Genomic DNA, 13,856 nt, shown 5'->3' on the forward strand with positions numbered 1-13,856 from the left:
TCTCCCGGGCACGTGACCGAATCCTGCCAACAAGCAAGAAGCGAAACCACGGCACCGCGCACCATCACCCGACAACCTGCGCCAACCCCGCGCACGTCGAGCCGACCTGAGTCACCGGAGCACACCTCGGCAACCCGCCAAAGCCACACCGGCCTGCGAAAACCCGCGAACCGGCCGGAACGCAACCCCCACCCGAACCCGGGGGCGTCCCGCCATGCCAGTCTACCAGTCCTCACCGACAAAACAAGGGACAAGAGCGCAGCTGTGGACAACCAGGTCGGCTGTGGACAACCTGCCGGAACTGTCACCCCTCCATGGGAGACTGGACCCCGGGGGCCGGAGGCCGCCCCTCCAGGCCGCACCCACACGAGTTGCGGTGCATGAACGTCGTGGCCAGTCGAGCCGTCCGCGGTTTCCGCGAAGGATCGGCGATCCGGTCCAGCAGCATCCGCACCGCCGTCCGCCCCATCTCGGCGATGGGCTGCGCGACGGTGGTCACCGGCGGATCGACAAGGTCGGCCCACTCGACCTCGTCATACCCGACCACCGCGAGGTCCCGCCCCACCCGCACCCCGCGCCGTCGGCACTCGTGCAACACCCCGGACAGCATCATGTTGTCGGCGGCGACCACGGCCGTCGGCGGCGACGGCAACGAAAGCAACTGCCCCAGTGCCTCGGCGGCGGGATCGGCGGCAGACGCACCGGAGGTCACCAGCGATTCGTCCCACGTGAGCTTCGCCCGCCCCAGTCCGAGCCGGTACCCCAGTACCCGTTCGGTGGTGGTGGCCAGCCCCTCGGTCCCGCTGATCATCGCGATCCGCCGGTGCCCCACCGACGCGAGGTGCTGCACCAGTCCGGACGTTGCGTAGATGTTCTCCGGCCCCACCTGGTCGACGTCCTGCGCGGTCGTCAACCGGTCGACGAGCACGATCGGGATCCCCAGCGACCGCAGTTCCGGCAGCACCGTCCCGGACGCGCGCGGCGACGGCGTCAGGATCAGCCCGTCGACCCGCCGCGACCGCAACGTCCGCACCGCCGACTGTTCGGCGGCGGGCTCGTCATGCGTGTCCGCGAGCACCAGCGTGTAACCGGATCGGGTGATCTCGTGCTCGATGGACCGCAGTAGTTCGGCGAAGTACGGGTTGGCGACCAGGGAAATCGCCACGCCGAGGGTGCGGGTGCCGCCGGTGACGAGAGAGCGCGCGATAGCGTCTCCGGTGTACCCGGTCTGCTCGACGGCGGCCAGGACCCGCGCCTTCGTCTCGGGTGCGACGGACCTGGTGGAGTTGACCACGTGCGACACGGTGGTGATCGAGACGCCGGCGAGTTCGGCGACTTCCTTCATCGTGACCACGGAGAGCTCCTTGATCGAGCAAGGCGCAAGCGTTTGCGCAAACGGTTGCGTCACCGTACTGACCGCAATAACTTCCCCGCAAACCAGCCCTGCCACGGAGGTAGCCATGGGACGCCGAGGTCCTGCTCTCCTCGCCGCACTCACCGTCGCCGCGCTCGCGGTCGGTTGCACCAGTACCAAGTCCGGTTCCGAGGAGCCCACCGGGGACGGCGCGACGAAGATCGGCCTGGTCACCAAGACCGACAGCAACCCGTACTTCGTCGCGCTGCGGGACGCGGCGAAGGCGGAGGCCGGCAAGCACGGCGCCGAACTGGTCGCGCTCGCAGGCAAGTTCGACGGTGACAACGACGGCCAGGTCGCCGCCATCGAGAACCTGGTCCAGCAGGGCGCGAAGACGATCCTGGTGACCCCCAACAACTCCACCGGCATCCTCGGCGCCATCAAGAAGGCCCGCGACCGCGGCGTGCTGGTGATCGCGCTCGACACCGAGACCGACCCGCAGGACGCGGTCGACGCCACGATCGCCACGGACAACACGAACGCGGGCCGTCTGCAGGGCCAGTACGTGAAGGCCGCGCTCGGCGGCCGGCCCGCGCGCAGCATCCTGCTCGACGGCACGCCCGGCTCGACCGTGTCCGAGCAGCGCCACGCCGGGTTCGTCGAGGCGGCGCAGCCGGAGAACCTCGGCACCGAGGCCACCAACGGCGAGCAGAACAAGGCGCAGCAGGCCACCGAGAACCTGCTGCAGCGCGCGACGACCGTCAACTCCGTCTACACGCTGAACGAGCCCGCCGCACGCGGTGCGTACAGCGCGTTGAAGGCGAAAGGCATGGCGGAAAAGGTGATCATCGGTTCGATCGACGGCTCGTGTGATGGCGTCAACGCCGTCAGGAACGGCGAGATCGCCGTCACCGTCATGCAGTTCCCGAAGAAGATGGCGGAGCAGGGCGTGCGGTTCGCGGTCGAGTTCGCCGAGTCCGGCAAGAAGCCGACCGGGTTCGTGGAGACCGAGACCGCCGTGATCACCGACAAGCCCATCGAGGGCATCGACAGTAAGGACACCGCGTGGGGTCTCGAGAACTGCTGGGGCTGAGGAGATGACGACCCGCGTTTCCCCCGGCGAGCTGATCCTCCGCACCCCGGCGATCGGCCCGGTGATCGCGCTCGTGGCCGCCGTGGCCGTGTTCGGGCTGACCACCGACACCTTCCTCGACGCCGACAACCTGTCGCTGGTCGTCCAGCAGTCGCTGGTGATCGGCACGCTCGCGCTCGGCCAGACACTCGTCATACTCACCGCGGGCATCGACCTCGCCAACGCGGCGGTCGCGGTGCTGTCGACGCTGCTGATCGCCAAGCTCGTGGTCAACGGCACCGACGCGCCGGTCGCACTGGTCGTCGGCATCGTCGCGGCCGCACTGATCGGTGCGGTCACCGGCGGGCTCGTCACGGGACTGCGGCTGCCGCCGTTCATCGTGACGCTCGGCCTGCTGACGATCGTGACCGCGGCCAGCCGCCTGTACGCGCAGGGCCAGAGCTTCCCCGTCACCGACGCCACCCTCGGGTGGCTCGGCACCAGGCAGTACCTGTTCGGGCACATCGAGGTCACCTACGGCATGGCGGTCATGCTCGCCATGTTCGTCGGCCTCTGGTACGCGCTGACGAAAACCGCGTGGGGCAAGCACGTCTACGCGGTCGGCAACGACCCGGAGGCCGCGCGACTGTCCGGCATCCACGTCAACCGCACGGTCCTGTCGGTGTACGTGGTCGCCGGGCTCTGCTACGGGATCGCGGCGTGGCAGGCGCTCGGCCGGGTGCCGAACGCCGACCCGAACGCGTTCCAGCTCGGCAACCTCGAGTCGATCACCGCGGTCGTCATCGGCGGCACCAGCCTGTTCGGCGGCAGAGGCAGCGTGCTCGGCACGTTGGTCGGCGCGCTGATCGTGGCCGTACTGCGATCCGGACTGACACAGGCGGGGATCGACAACCTGTACCAGGACGTGGCGACCGGTGCGCTGGTGATCGCGGCCGTCGCCGTCGACCGGTTCTCGCGGGGGAGGCAGCGATGACGCCCGTGCTGGAAGCACACGGCCTGGTCAAGCGGTACGGCCGCGTGACGGCCATGGACGGCGCCGACTTCGAACTGTCGGCGGGTGAGGTGCTCGCGGTCGTCGGCGACAACGGGGCGGGCAAGTCGACGCTCATCAAGGCGTTGTCCGGCGCGGTGATCCCGGACTCCGGGCAGATCCTCGTCGAGGGCAGGCCGGTGCGGTTCCACGGCCCGCTCGACGCCCGCCGGTACGGCATCGAGACCGTATACCAGGACCTCGCGCTCGCACCGGCGCTCGACATCGCCACGAACCTGTTCCTCGGCAGGGAACGACGGCGGCGCGGTCCACTCGGGACGGTCTTCCGGCGGCTGGACGCGAAGGGCATGCGGCGTGACGCGCGGCGGGTGCTCGACGAGCTGGGCGTCGACGTGAAGTCCATGACGCAGCTGGTGGAGACGCTGTCCGGCGGGCAGCGGCAGGCGGTCGCGGTGGCCCGCGCGGCGGCGTTCGGGTCCCGCGTGGTGATCATGGACGAGCCGACCGCGGCGCTCGGGGTGCAGGAGTCCGGCAAGGTACTGGAGCTGATCGACCGAATCCGGGACCGCGGGCTGCCGGTCGTGCTGATCAGCCACAACATGCCGCACGTGTTCGAGATCGCCGACCGCGTCCACGTGCACCGGCTGGGCAAGCGGGTCGCGGTGGTGTCGCCGAAGACGCACTCCATGAACGCGGTCGTCGGGCTGCTGACCGGCGCGCTGCGCATGGGCGACGACGGGACGATCGAGGAGGTCGGCCTGAAGACCGGGTTGGGCCGCTCGTGAGCGTGCGTTCAGTCGTCAGCGCCCCGGGTTGTCCACAGCCTGCGCTCCACACGGCAGGAAATGTCGGTGCCGCCTGGGAGAACGGTGACCGGGGGCCGGAGGCCGCCCCCTGGCGGCCAGGAGCGAACCGGTGACGTCACGGCAAGGGGGTGCCGCGAGCCTGGTCGTGGCGGTCGGTCTGTGCACGGTCGACCTGGTCCAACGCGTGTCCGAGCTGCCAGCACCGGGGCAGAAGGTGCAGTCCGAGTCCGTGGAGTTCGCCGCCGGCGGCCCGGCGGCGAACGCGGCGGTGGCCGTCGCCGCCCTCGGCGGCCGGGCGCGGCTGTCCACTGTGCTCGGCGCGCATCCGCTGGCCCGCCTCGCCGCCGAGGACCTGGCGGCGTGCGGGGTCGAGCTGGCGGACGTGCTGCCGGACCGGACCGCGCCGCCCGCGGTGAGCGCGGTGTCGGTGCGGGCCCGCGACGGTGAGCGGACCGTGGTGTCGCACAACGCGGCAGGCGTGTCCGCGCCACCGGTCACCGACCTGTCGGGCGCCGACGTCCTGCTGCTCGACGGCCACCACCCCGAGCTGGCGCTCGCCGCCGCCCGCACTGCCCGGTCCCGCGACATCCCGGTGGTGCTGGACGCGGGCAGCTGGAAACCGGTGCTCACCGAGCTGCTGGCCTTTGTGGACGTGTGCGCGTGCTCGGCGGCGTTCGAGTCACGGGTGCCGCTGGACAACCCGGTGGTGATCAGGACGAACGGCCCGGGGCCGGTGACGTGGCAGGCGGGTGGGACGACCGGCGAGGTGCCGGTCCCGCCGGTCGACGCCCGCGACACCGTCGGTGCGGGCGATGTGTGGCACGGCGCGTTCGCGCTGGCGGTGGCCCGGCTTGGCCGGGTGCCTGCGGTGGCGGACGTGCCCGCGCTGGTGGAGTACGCGAACCGCGCGGCAGCGGTGCGGATCCGGTACGAGGGAGCGAGGGCATGGGTGGAACCGATGCTGGGCCTGACGTCGTGAGGTTCGCCGACCTCGTGGCCCGCGTGCGCGGGCTGCCGGGCCGCCCGATGATCGGCATCTGCGGCGCGCCGGGTGCTGGGAAGTCGACGCTGGCCGAGCGGCTCGTGGCGGCGCTGGGCGCGGAGGCCGCGCTGATCGGCATGGACGGTTACCACCTGGCGCAGGTCGAGCTGGAACGGCTGGGCCGCGCGGAGCGCAAGGGCGCACCGGACACGTTCGACGCGGCCGGTTACGTGCACCTGCTCCGCCGGGTCCGCGACCAGGACGGCGCGACCGTCTACGCGCCGGAGTTCCGCAGGGAGATCGAGGAGCCGATCGCGGGCGCGGTGCCGGTCCGCCCCGAACACCGCTACGTCGTCACCGAGGGCAATTACCTGCTGGTCGACGAGGCGCCGTGGGACCAGGTGCGGACGCTGCTGACCGAGACGTGGTTCCTGGCGCCGGACGAGACGCTGCGCCGCGACCGGCTGATCGCGCGGCACCGGGCGTTCGGCCGCGCTCTCGACGAGGCCCGCGAACGCACGCTGGGTTCCGACGAACGCAACGCCGTGCTGATCAACGCTACACGGCACGCCGCTGACCTTGTGCTGGGTGCGGTCGTCGGCTGAAACCGGGGTGCGGCAACCGGGGCGGCGGCCCACCCGGCCAGTACTCGAAGTGCCACCACTCGTTGTCGTAGCGGCGGTACAGCCCGAACCGCCACCCGTGCGCCTCCAGCCACCGCGCACCCTCGGTCGGGCGCACGTCCATGGCGATGCCGACGACGTGCGGGGACTCCTCCGGCGGCAGCACCCGCTGCCGCGCCAGCTCCTCGGACCCGGTGTGCGCGATCTCGGTCAGGAACATCCGCCATTGCACGGACGGGTCCCGGTACCCGGAGGTCAGCCCGATGAGCTGCCGGTCCCGCCACAGCGCCTCGGTGCGGGCGGCGGTGAACGCGGCGTGCGCCGCCGGGACGAGGCCGCGCAGGTCCTCGCTCGGGAAGCGGAGCCCGAGCGCCCACTGCGCGGCGACGTGCCGCCCGCACCGCCCGTGCCGGAGGACGGCGACGGGCAGCAGCAGACGGGCGAGCAGCAGGGTGAGCCAGGCGTAAAGGGCATCTCGTCGCATGACCCCCACGGTGGCGACGGCACGTCGGCATGCCTCGACAGAAATTCGATGAACGTGTAACAGTTCGCTCCCGGAGAGGCGCGCGGAGCCGCGCGCTGCGATCGTGGTGGCCATGCCCCGGGTGTTGTTGATCGAGGACGACGAGGCGGTGCGCGACGGCCTGACGCTCGCGCTGACCAGGCAGGGCCACACCGTGCGGGTCGCGGCGACCGGCGAGTCGGGCCTGCCGCTGCTGCCCTCGGCGGACGTCGTCGTACTGGACCTGATGCTGCCCGGTATGGACGGTTTCGAGGTGTGCAGGCGCATCCGGGCCACCGGTGCGCTGCCGGTGATCATGCTGACCGCCCGCAGCGACGACATGGACGTGGTGGCGGGCCTGGAGGCGGGCGCGGACGACTACGTGGTGAAGCCGGTGCAGCCGAGGGTCCTCGAAGCACGGATCCGGGCGGTGCTGCGCCGCGCCAGCGCCGGTCCTGCCACGCAGATCGACCACTACGGCGACCTCATCGTCGACCGGACCGCGCTGGTGGTCACGAAGTCCGGCGAACCGGTGAGCCTGACACCGACCGAGCTGCGGCTGCTGCTGGAGCTGTCCTCGTCGCCGGGCCGCGTGCTGAGCAGGCAGCAACTCCTCGAGTCGGTGTGGGACCACGGCTACCTCGGCGACTCGCGGCTGGTCGACGCGTGTGTGCAGCGCCTGCGCGCCAAGATCGAGGACGACCCGGCGAGCCCCAGGTACGTGCAGACCGTGCGTGGCTTCGGGTACCGGTTCGGCCCGCTGTGACCCTCTGGTGGGGGCTGCGGGCGCGGCTGTTCGCCGCGGCCGTGGTGCTGGTGGTGCTGACGGCGGCCGGCGTGGCCGGTGCCATGTACGTGCAGGCACGCAACGAGATCCTCCAACGATCGCAGGATGCGGCAGTCGAGTCGCTGCTGAGCGGTCTGCGGGCGCAACTTCCGCTGCACACCCTGCCGCCGACCGACTACCAGCTGGTGACACTGGCCGATGTCCTGTCGAACCGGACGGACACAGCCGCCGCGACCTACGGGGGCCGGTGGTTCGGTGGCCTGCCGCGGGAGGGAGTCCCGGCCGAGTTGCGGGCGGCGGTCGACCGCGGCCGGGTGGCGTGGCAGCGCATCGATTCCGGCGGGTTTACCGGGCTGATCACCGGCACGAGGGTCGGCGGCACGGGCCTGGCGGTGTATTCGTACCGAAGCCTGAACCCCGAGGAGAGGAGCATCGACGGCCTGGCCGCCCGGGCCTGGTTGATCGGCGGCTGCGCGCTGGTGGTGGCGGTGCTACTGGCCCTGACGGCTGCCGAGGGCGTGCTGGGACCGGTCCGCGAGCTCCGCAGGGCGGCGGCAAGGCTCGGCGCGGGCGACCTGTCGGCCCGGGTGCCGGTCCGCGGCACCGACGAGCTGGCAGGCGTCTCGACGACGTTCAACGACACCGCTCAGGCGCTGCAGCACCACGTCGGCGAGCTGCGGCGGATGGAGTCGGAAGCCCGCCGCTTCGTCGCGGACGTCTCCCATGAGCTGCGCACCCCCCTCGCCGCGATGACGGCGGTGACGGACGTGCTGGACGAGGAGGCCGCGTCGCTGCCGCCGGACACGGCGGAGGCGGCGCGGCTGGTGAGCCAGGAGACGAAGAACCTGACCAGGCTGGTGACCGACCTGGTCGAGATCACGAGGTTCGACTCGGGCCGCGCGCCCCTCCTCACCGACGAGGTGGACGTGGCCGCGGCGATCACCGCCACGCTCAGCTCACGAGGCTGGCTGGACCGCGTGGAAACGACGCTCCCGCCAGGAATCACGGCGCACCTGGACGCGAGGAGGCTGGACGTCATCATCGCGAACCTGGTCAGCAACGCCCTGACCCACGGCGCCGCCCCGGTCCGCGTGGCCCTGACCGCGGACGAGCGCCGGCTGATCATCCAGGTCTCCGACGAGGGCCCCGGCCTCCCGCCGACGGTGCTGCCGCACGTGTTCAACCGCTTCTACAAGGCGGACACGGCACGGACCCGCTCGCCAGGCAGCGGTCTGGGCCTGGCGATAGCGCGGGAGAACGCCCACCTGCACGGCGGCACCCTCACCGCGAGCAACGCGACCGGCGCGGTCTTCACGCTGACCCTGCCGAGAGGAGGTGCCTGATGAAACGGTTGCTGCTGCTGGTGCTGTTGCTCGCGCTCACCGCGTGCGGCGTCCGCCCGACGGTGCCGATCGAAGGCGGCCCGGCTCCCACCGAGGAGATCACCGTGGGAACGGTTCTGTACCTGTTGGAAGGCACGACCCTGACAAGGGTGGTACGCCCTCAACCCAGGGCCAACGCGCTGGAACTGCTGGCAGCGGGCCCGACACGCGACGAACGGGCGGAAGGCCTGACGACGGAGATCCCGTCGTCCGCGGCCCCGATCACCGCGGTCATGTCCACGACCGGCATCACGGTGCGCATCTCGTCCGGGCTGAAAGACCTGTCACCGCTGGGACAGTCCCAGCTGGTCTGCACAGCGGTTCCGCCGGCCCGGATCCCCATGACAGAGGTGATCCTGACCGATCCGACGGTGACGCTGCCCCCGCAGCGCTGCCCGTTCACGGCTTGACACTCACGCGATCAACTCGATCCGCGACCCGGTCCGCGCCTTGTGCACCTTCAACCGTGTCGGAATCCGGTGCCGCAGTTCCTCCACATGCGACACCAAGCCGACCACCCGCCCGCCGGCACGGAGTTCGTCGAGCGTGTCCATGACCTCGTCCAGGGTGGCGGCATCCAACATCCCGAACCCCTCGTCGACGAACAAGGTGTCCAGCAAGGCCCCACCGGTCTCCGACGCCACCACGTCGGCCAACCCGAGCGCGAGCGCGAGCGAGGCGAGGAAGGACTCGCCGCCGGACAGGGTCTTGGCCGACCGGACGTTCCCCGAATAGGAGTCGAGCACGTCCAGCCCAAGCCCACCCCTCGTCCCGCGAGGCCCGGCGACATCGGTGTGCACGAACGAGAACCGCCCGTCACTAATCTTCTGCAACCGAGCAGTGGCGGCGACGGCGACCTCCTCCAACCGAGCCGCGAGCACGTACGCGCGGAGCGACATCTTCCTGGCGTTCTGCCCCCGCCCGTTCACCACGTCGGTCAACTCCGACAACTCGGTGAACTCCGCAAGCACAGGCCGCAACTCGGCCCAGGCAGCCCGCAGCCGAGAAGCCAGCTCACCGACGTCCAGAACCCGCTGCCGAGCCACCCGAGCCGCGGCGACGGCCGTCTCCATCTCCACGCGGGCAACGGAGTAGGCGTCGGCAGCAGGCCCGACCTCGACCCGCACCGTGGTGTCCACCGAAGCGAGCTCAGGATCGTCCAGCACCCGCCGCACACCGGCTTCCCGGGCGGCCGCGTCCGCCAGCCGCCGCTCGAGACCCCCGCTGTCCGCCTGGCCCGCGGCAAGCGCGGCGGAGAGGTCGGCGAACCCAGCGGTGGCAAGCGCTTCCCCGACCACGGCCCGCTGCTCGTCGACCCGATCCCGCGCCACTCCCAGCTCGACCTCGGACGAGGCGAGTGCCTCCAGCCGCCCAGCCACCTCGAGCAGGTAGGCGCGCCGGGCATCGACGTCCCGATGCCCGCCCCGCGCGGAGGCCAACCGATCGGCCCGCTCACCCATCCGCTCGAGCAGGGCGGCCCGCTCCCGCGAGTACCCGATCGTCTCCTTCTCCGCGTCCCGCAATCTCGTGAGTACCTCGTCGGACTCCCGCTCGAGCCCACGCACCCGCTCCCGCAGCTCACGATGCTCACCGGCGACCCGGACAGCGTGCTCGTGCGCCTCGACGGCGGCCCGGAGAGCGTCGTCGAGCTCGTCGCTCTCCCGCCCGCGAAGCCGGTCGAGCAACGTGGCCAGCCCCTGCCCGGCAGCCGCCAACCGCCGAGCAGCCTCCTGCCGGACCGCGTCGGCCTCCTGCTCCCGCCGAACAGCGGCCCGCTCATCCGCGGCGGTGACCGAACTGGCCACCCCAACCGCAGGCGACGGGTGGTCGACCGAACCGCAGACGGGGCAGTGCTCCCCATCGGTGAGCTCCCCGGCCAGCTCGGCAGCCATCCCCACCAACCGCCGCTCCCGGATGTTCAGAGTGGACTCCCGAGCAGCGAGGTGAGCGTCGACGGCGGCCTGGGCAGCAGCCGTCCGCTCGGCAACGACCCGCCGAGCCACCGGCACCTGCCGAGCGTCCCGGACGAGCGCGGTGAGCTCTTCCCGAGCGATCACGAGCGCAGGCAGTTCTGCCACCGCGCGCGCAGCCTCGGCAAGCGCCTCCCGAGCAGCAGCAAGCTCCTCCGGCACGGAGCTGAGCCGCGCCGCGCACGAGGCAACGACATCAGCCGCACGGTCCTCGAGCCCCTGAAGCTCGTCGACCCGCTTCTGGTCGGCCACCTGCTGCCGAGCCTCGTCGACAAGCCCGGCCAGCGCCCCGGCCACCTCCCGCAGCGAACCAGCCCAACGCCGAACCCGGTCCGCCGTCGAGCCACCAACACCGCCCGCGACACCAAAACGACGGTCGACAAAGCCCTCGCCCAGGCTGCTCACGTCCCCGGAGCCGCCCAAGCCACCCGAACCGCCCGAACCGCCGGAGCCGCCGGAGCCGTCCAAGGCGCCAGGGCGGTGCGAGTCGCCCGCTGCGGTTGAGCTGCCCGGATCTTGTTCGCCGCCCGAGTCGTCCGATGCGGTTGAGCTGTTCGATGTGGCCGAGCTGTCCGTGTCGCGCCCAGCGTCCGAGTCGCGCCTGTCGCCTGAGGCGTGCGCGGTGCCCACGTCGTGCGCGCCTCCGGGACCGCGGGAGTCGATCGAGTTGCAAGCGTGCCCGCCGACCGAGGTTCGCGAGACGTGGGCGCCGACCGATGAGCCCAAGGTGCGCTCGCCGCCGGAACCGGAGCCGGAGCCGCCGAAGCCGCTGCCTGAGCGGCCGGCGGTCGCATCGCCGGTGCTGGACGACTCCGTCCTGAGCTGTCCCGGTGTCGTGGCCTGGTCGTCGGCTCCGTAACCGGCGAACAGACCACGCAGCTCGTCGACCGAGGGCACGTCGCCGGCCAGCGCGGCCACCTTGTCCTCCGCCGCGCGGGCCAGCGTTGTGACCCGCTCCAACTCGCGATGAGCCGCCACCACCGGTGCCGCCCGCCGGGCGGCAGCCAGCTCCGAAGTCCAGGCCGTCCGCGCCTCGGCCTCCGCCGACAATGCGGCCAGCTCCGCCTCCGCGGCCGCCTTGCGGCGGACCCGCTCGGCCAGCTCCCGTCGCGCCAGCAGCTCTGCCTCGGCCCGGTCCCGCTCGACCGCCGCCGCCAACTCCCGCGCAACGGCTTCCTCCGCGTCCGCCTCCGCCGCGGCGATCAGCGACGAGAGCCACGCCTCGTCCGCCGCGTCGTCGTCGGGTGGTTCGGTACCGACCACCTGCGCCAGCCGCGCGACCAGCCGCACACACTGCAGCCGTCCCGCGTCCAGCGTGCGATGCTGCTCGGCCCGCCGCTCCCGGAACCACTGCTCGACCAACGCGAAATGCTGCGTGCCGAACAGCTTCTCCAGCAGCTTCTCCCGCTCGGCCGTGTCCGCGCACAGGAACCGTGCGAACTCGCCCTGCGGCAGCAGAACCACCTGGAAGAACTGGTCCTTGCTCATCCCGAGCAACCGCTCGATCGTCCGGCCGACCTCGTCGATGCGGGTCAGCCCGTCCGGCGCGTGCCCGCTCGGCGCGGCACCGACCCACGTCAGCGACGCCTTCGCCTGTTGTTTTGTGGTGCCATCACCTCGTTTCTTGGCACGCAGGTACTCGGGGCTCCGCACCAGCCGCAGCCGGTGCCCGCGCACGGTCAGCTCGAGCCGCACCTCGGTGACCACGTCCGGTTCCGCGTAGTCGCACCGCAACCGCTTCGCCTGGTCGCGCACGCCGGGCACGGCGCCGAACAGGGCGAACGCCACCGCGTCCAGCAACGTCGTCTTGCCTGCGCCCGTGTCGCCGTGCAGGAGGAACAGCCCGTCCGCACCGAGCCGGTCGAAGTCCACCACCTCACGACCGGCATACGGCCCGAAAGCGGTCACCTCCAGCCGATGCAGCCTCACCGCTCTCCGCTCACGTCGGCGGCGGGCCGGGTCCCGTCCGCGGACGGTGCCGCGCATGCTCGGCGCCGGCCACGGACGGCCCGCGGTAAGCAGTAGGTCATGCGGCCTCCCTGCTCCCGCGCTGCCGCGCGAGTTCCGCACGCTCGTCGTTCGCCACCGCCGCGAAAGCCTCACGCAGGAGCGCGCGCTCGCTCCCGGTGGGCTCCGCGCCCCGGCAGTCGGTGACGAAGTCACACGCCACGTCGTGGTCGGACCGGTCTCGCACGGTCGTGGCGTAACGCATCGGTGTGGCAAGCGAACCACTGGCCGGCCGCCAGTCCACGTGCACAGCGTGCGGGAACCGTTTCTGCAGGCGGCGCAACGCGTCCGTCGGCCGCACCCGGTCGGTCAGCTCCACCGACAGGTAGCAGTCGGCCAGCCGCTCGTGCTCGTCAGCGGTGAGCAGCTCGTCGAGGTTCGCCGTGACCGTGGCGAGGGCGCGCGGGACCGGCAGTTCCCGCCGCTCCACCCCGGAGAGCCCGCCCGCGTCCAGATCCACCAGCCACACGGATTTGCGGTGCCGTGCTTCGGAGAACGAGTACGCGAGCGGACTGCCGGAGTAACGCAGGTGCTCGGCCAGCCGCTGGGGCCCATGGAGGTGGCCGAGCGCCACGTAGTCGACGCCGTCGAACACGGTGCCGGCGACCTGTTCGACTCCGCCGACGCAAATCGTCCGCTCCGACGCGCTCGGGGCGCCGCCGGTGACGAACGCGTGGGCGAGCACGACGGACCGCACACCAGCGCCGCGTGAGACGAGATCGGCGCGCACCCGCCGCATCGCCTCCGTCAGCACACCGGCATGCCCAGCCGCGTCGATGCCCAGCGAGTGCCGCGCGGGTTCCGGCTCCAGGTACGGGATCCCGTAGAGCGCGACGGGGCCGTACCTGTCCGCCAGCACCACCGGCCGGTCGAGCTCGGCGACCCTGGTGCGCAGGTGCAGCCCCCCGGCCGCCGCGAACTCGGAGAACGCGCCGAGCCGCGGTGCCGAGTCGTGGTTCCCCGGCGTGATCACCAACCGCGCGCCGGCCTGGCGGATCCGGTCGAGCACCCGGGTGCAGACCGACACCGCCTCGCCGGAGGGCACCGCGCGGTCGTAGAGGTCGCCGGACACCACGACGACATCGACCTGCTCGTCGGCCACCAGGTCGGCCAGTCCGCTCAACACGGACTCCTGGTCGGCTAGCAGATCCCGGCCGTGGAACATCCGTCCCACGTGCCAGTCGGAGGTGTGCAGCACTCGCATGGCAGCCAAGCTAGGACCCGGCACCGACAAATCCCAGCAGGCGCGCCACTCGAATGGGTGAAGGGCCCAGGAAAGCCGCCAAAATAGCCGTACGAACGGTCCATTCATGCGATATGCACGACCCCGCCGCGTCGCGCAGCCCGGAATTGTCGGTG

12 protein-coding genes are annotated in these 13,856 nt (G+C 71.6%); 8 read left to right on the forward strand and 4 right to left on the reverse strand.

Features of this window, described 5'->3' with window-relative positions; translation table 11 throughout:
- Positions 1-304: 304 nt before the first annotated feature.
- The gene (locus ACFPCV_RS06860) at positions 305-1,345 is read right to left on the reverse strand and encodes a LacI family DNA-binding transcriptional regulator (RefSeq protein WP_378055720.1); all 1,041 of its coding nucleotides are present in this window, start codon (positions 1,343-1,345) and stop codon (positions 305-307) included.
- A gap of 115 nt (positions 1,346-1,460) precedes the next feature.
- Between ACFPCV_RS06860 and ACFPCV_RS06865 the strand changes: the two genes are divergently transcribed.
- The 5 genes from ACFPCV_RS06865 to ACFPCV_RS06885 all read left to right on the forward strand — a co-directional run bounded on the left by ACFPCV_RS06865 (position 1,461) and on the right by ACFPCV_RS06885 (position 5,831).
- A complete protein-coding gene (locus tag ACFPCV_RS06865) occupies positions 1,461-2,447 on the forward strand; it encodes a substrate-binding domain-containing protein (RefSeq protein WP_378055191.1) in 987 nt (328 codons plus the stop codon).
- A 4-nt stretch (positions 2,448-2,451) separates the two neighbouring features.
- Positions 2,452-3,420, forward strand: a complete 969-nt coding sequence (locus ACFPCV_RS06870; protein ID WP_378055192.1) for an ABC transporter permease — start codon at positions 2,452-2,454, stop codon at positions 3,418-3,420.
- Complete coding sequence (locus tag ACFPCV_RS06875) at positions 3,417-4,223, forward strand: ATP-binding cassette domain-containing protein (RefSeq protein WP_378055193.1); 807 nt, start codon at positions 3,417-3,419, stop codon at positions 4,221-4,223. The genes ACFPCV_RS06870 and ACFPCV_RS06875 overlap by 4 nt, the downstream gene beginning before the upstream one ends.
- Before the next feature lie 130 nt (positions 4,224-4,353).
- Entirely contained in the window at positions 4,354-5,223 is an 870-nt protein-coding gene (locus tag ACFPCV_RS06880) for a PfkB family carbohydrate kinase (protein ID WP_378055194.1), read from the forward strand.
- On the forward strand, positions 5,190-5,831 hold the full coding sequence (locus ACFPCV_RS06885; RefSeq protein WP_378055195.1) for a nucleoside/nucleotide kinase family protein: 642 nt from the start codon (positions 5,190-5,192) through the stop codon (positions 5,829-5,831). Before ACFPCV_RS06880 ends, ACFPCV_RS06885 begins: the two co-directional genes overlap by 34 nt.
- On the opposite strand, the gene ACFPCV_RS06890 is transcribed toward ACFPCV_RS06885, so the two are convergent.
- Positions 5,785-6,333, reverse strand: a complete 549-nt coding sequence (locus tag ACFPCV_RS06890) for a M15 family metallopeptidase domain-containing protein (protein WP_378055196.1) — start codon at positions 6,331-6,333, stop codon at positions 5,785-5,787. The genes ACFPCV_RS06885 and ACFPCV_RS06890 overlap by 47 nt on opposite strands.
- A gap of 112 nt (positions 6,334-6,445) precedes the next feature.
- Here ACFPCV_RS06890 and ACFPCV_RS06895 point away from each other — a divergent pair, with 112 nt between their 5' ends.
- The 3 genes from ACFPCV_RS06895 to ACFPCV_RS06905 are packed head-to-tail and all read left to right on the forward strand — an operon-like array spanning position 6,446 to position 8,930.
- Positions 6,446-7,117: a response regulator gene (locus tag ACFPCV_RS06895; protein ID WP_378055197.1), complete on the forward strand. Its 672-nt coding sequence runs from the start codon at positions 6,446-6,448 to the stop codon at positions 7,115-7,117.
- Positions 7,114-8,481: an ATP-binding protein gene (locus ACFPCV_RS06900; protein ID WP_378055198.1), complete on the forward strand. Its 1,368-nt coding sequence runs from the start codon at positions 7,114-7,116 to the stop codon at positions 8,479-8,481. Before ACFPCV_RS06895 ends, ACFPCV_RS06900 begins: the two co-directional genes overlap by 4 nt.
- Before the next feature lie 8 nt (positions 8,482-8,489).
- Positions 8,490-8,930 (forward strand): hypothetical protein, encoded by a 441-nt coding sequence (locus ACFPCV_RS06905; RefSeq protein WP_378055199.1) that lies wholly within the window; start codon positions 8,490-8,492, stop codon positions 8,928-8,930.
- A gap of 3 nt (positions 8,931-8,933) precedes the next feature.
- On the opposite strand, the gene ACFPCV_RS06910 is transcribed toward ACFPCV_RS06905, so the two are convergent.
- Positions 8,934-12,419: an AAA family ATPase gene (locus ACFPCV_RS06910; protein WP_378055200.1), complete on the reverse strand. Its 3,486-nt coding sequence runs from the start codon at positions 12,417-12,419 to the stop codon at positions 8,934-8,936.
- 97 nt (positions 12,420-12,516) lie between these two features.
- Entirely contained in the window at positions 12,517-13,701 is a 1,185-nt protein-coding gene (locus tag ACFPCV_RS06915) for an exonuclease SbcCD subunit D (protein WP_378055201.1), read from the reverse strand.
- Positions 13,702-13,856 lie beyond the last annotated feature (155 nt).

Origin of the sequence: Actinophytocola glycyrrhizae, assembly GCF_042653545.1 — a bacterium.
Lineage (GTDB): Bacteria > Actinomycetota > Actinomycetes > Mycobacteriales > Pseudonocardiaceae > Actinophytocola > Actinophytocola glycyrrhizae.

What these genes read in the sequence shown, in the direction of transcription:
- ACFPCV_RS06890 (WP_378055196.1), bottom strand. Translation starts at nt 6,333, where the DNA reads ATGCGACGAGATGCCCTTTACGCCTGGCTCACCCTGCTGCTCGCCCGT.
- ACFPCV_RS06865 (WP_378055191.1), top strand. Translation starts at nt 1,461, where the DNA reads ATGGGACGCCGAGGTCCTGCTCTCCTCGCCGCACTCACCGTCGCCGCG.
- ACFPCV_RS06885 (WP_378055195.1), top strand. Translation starts at nt 5,190, where the DNA reads ATGGGTGGAACCGATGCTGGGCCTGACGTCGTGAGGTTCGCCGACCTC.
- ACFPCV_RS06915 (WP_378055201.1), bottom strand. Translation starts at nt 13,701, where the DNA reads ATGCGAGTGCTGCACACCTCCGACTGGCACGTGGGACGGATGTTCCAC.
- ACFPCV_RS06895 (WP_378055197.1), top strand. Translation starts at nt 6,446, where the DNA reads ATGCCCCGGGTGTTGTTGATCGAGGACGACGAGGCGGTGCGCGACGGC.
- ACFPCV_RS06870 (WP_378055192.1), top strand. Translation starts at nt 2,452, where the DNA reads ATGACGACCCGCGTTTCCCCCGGCGAGCTGATCCTCCGCACCCCGGCG.
- ACFPCV_RS06875 (WP_378055193.1), top strand. Translation starts at nt 3,417, where the DNA reads ATGACGCCCGTGCTGGAAGCACACGGCCTGGTCAAGCGGTACGGCCGC.
- ACFPCV_RS06860 (WP_378055720.1), bottom strand. Translation starts at nt 1,345, where the DNA reads ATGAAGGAAGTCGCCGAACTCGCCGGCGTCTCGATCACCACCGTGTCG.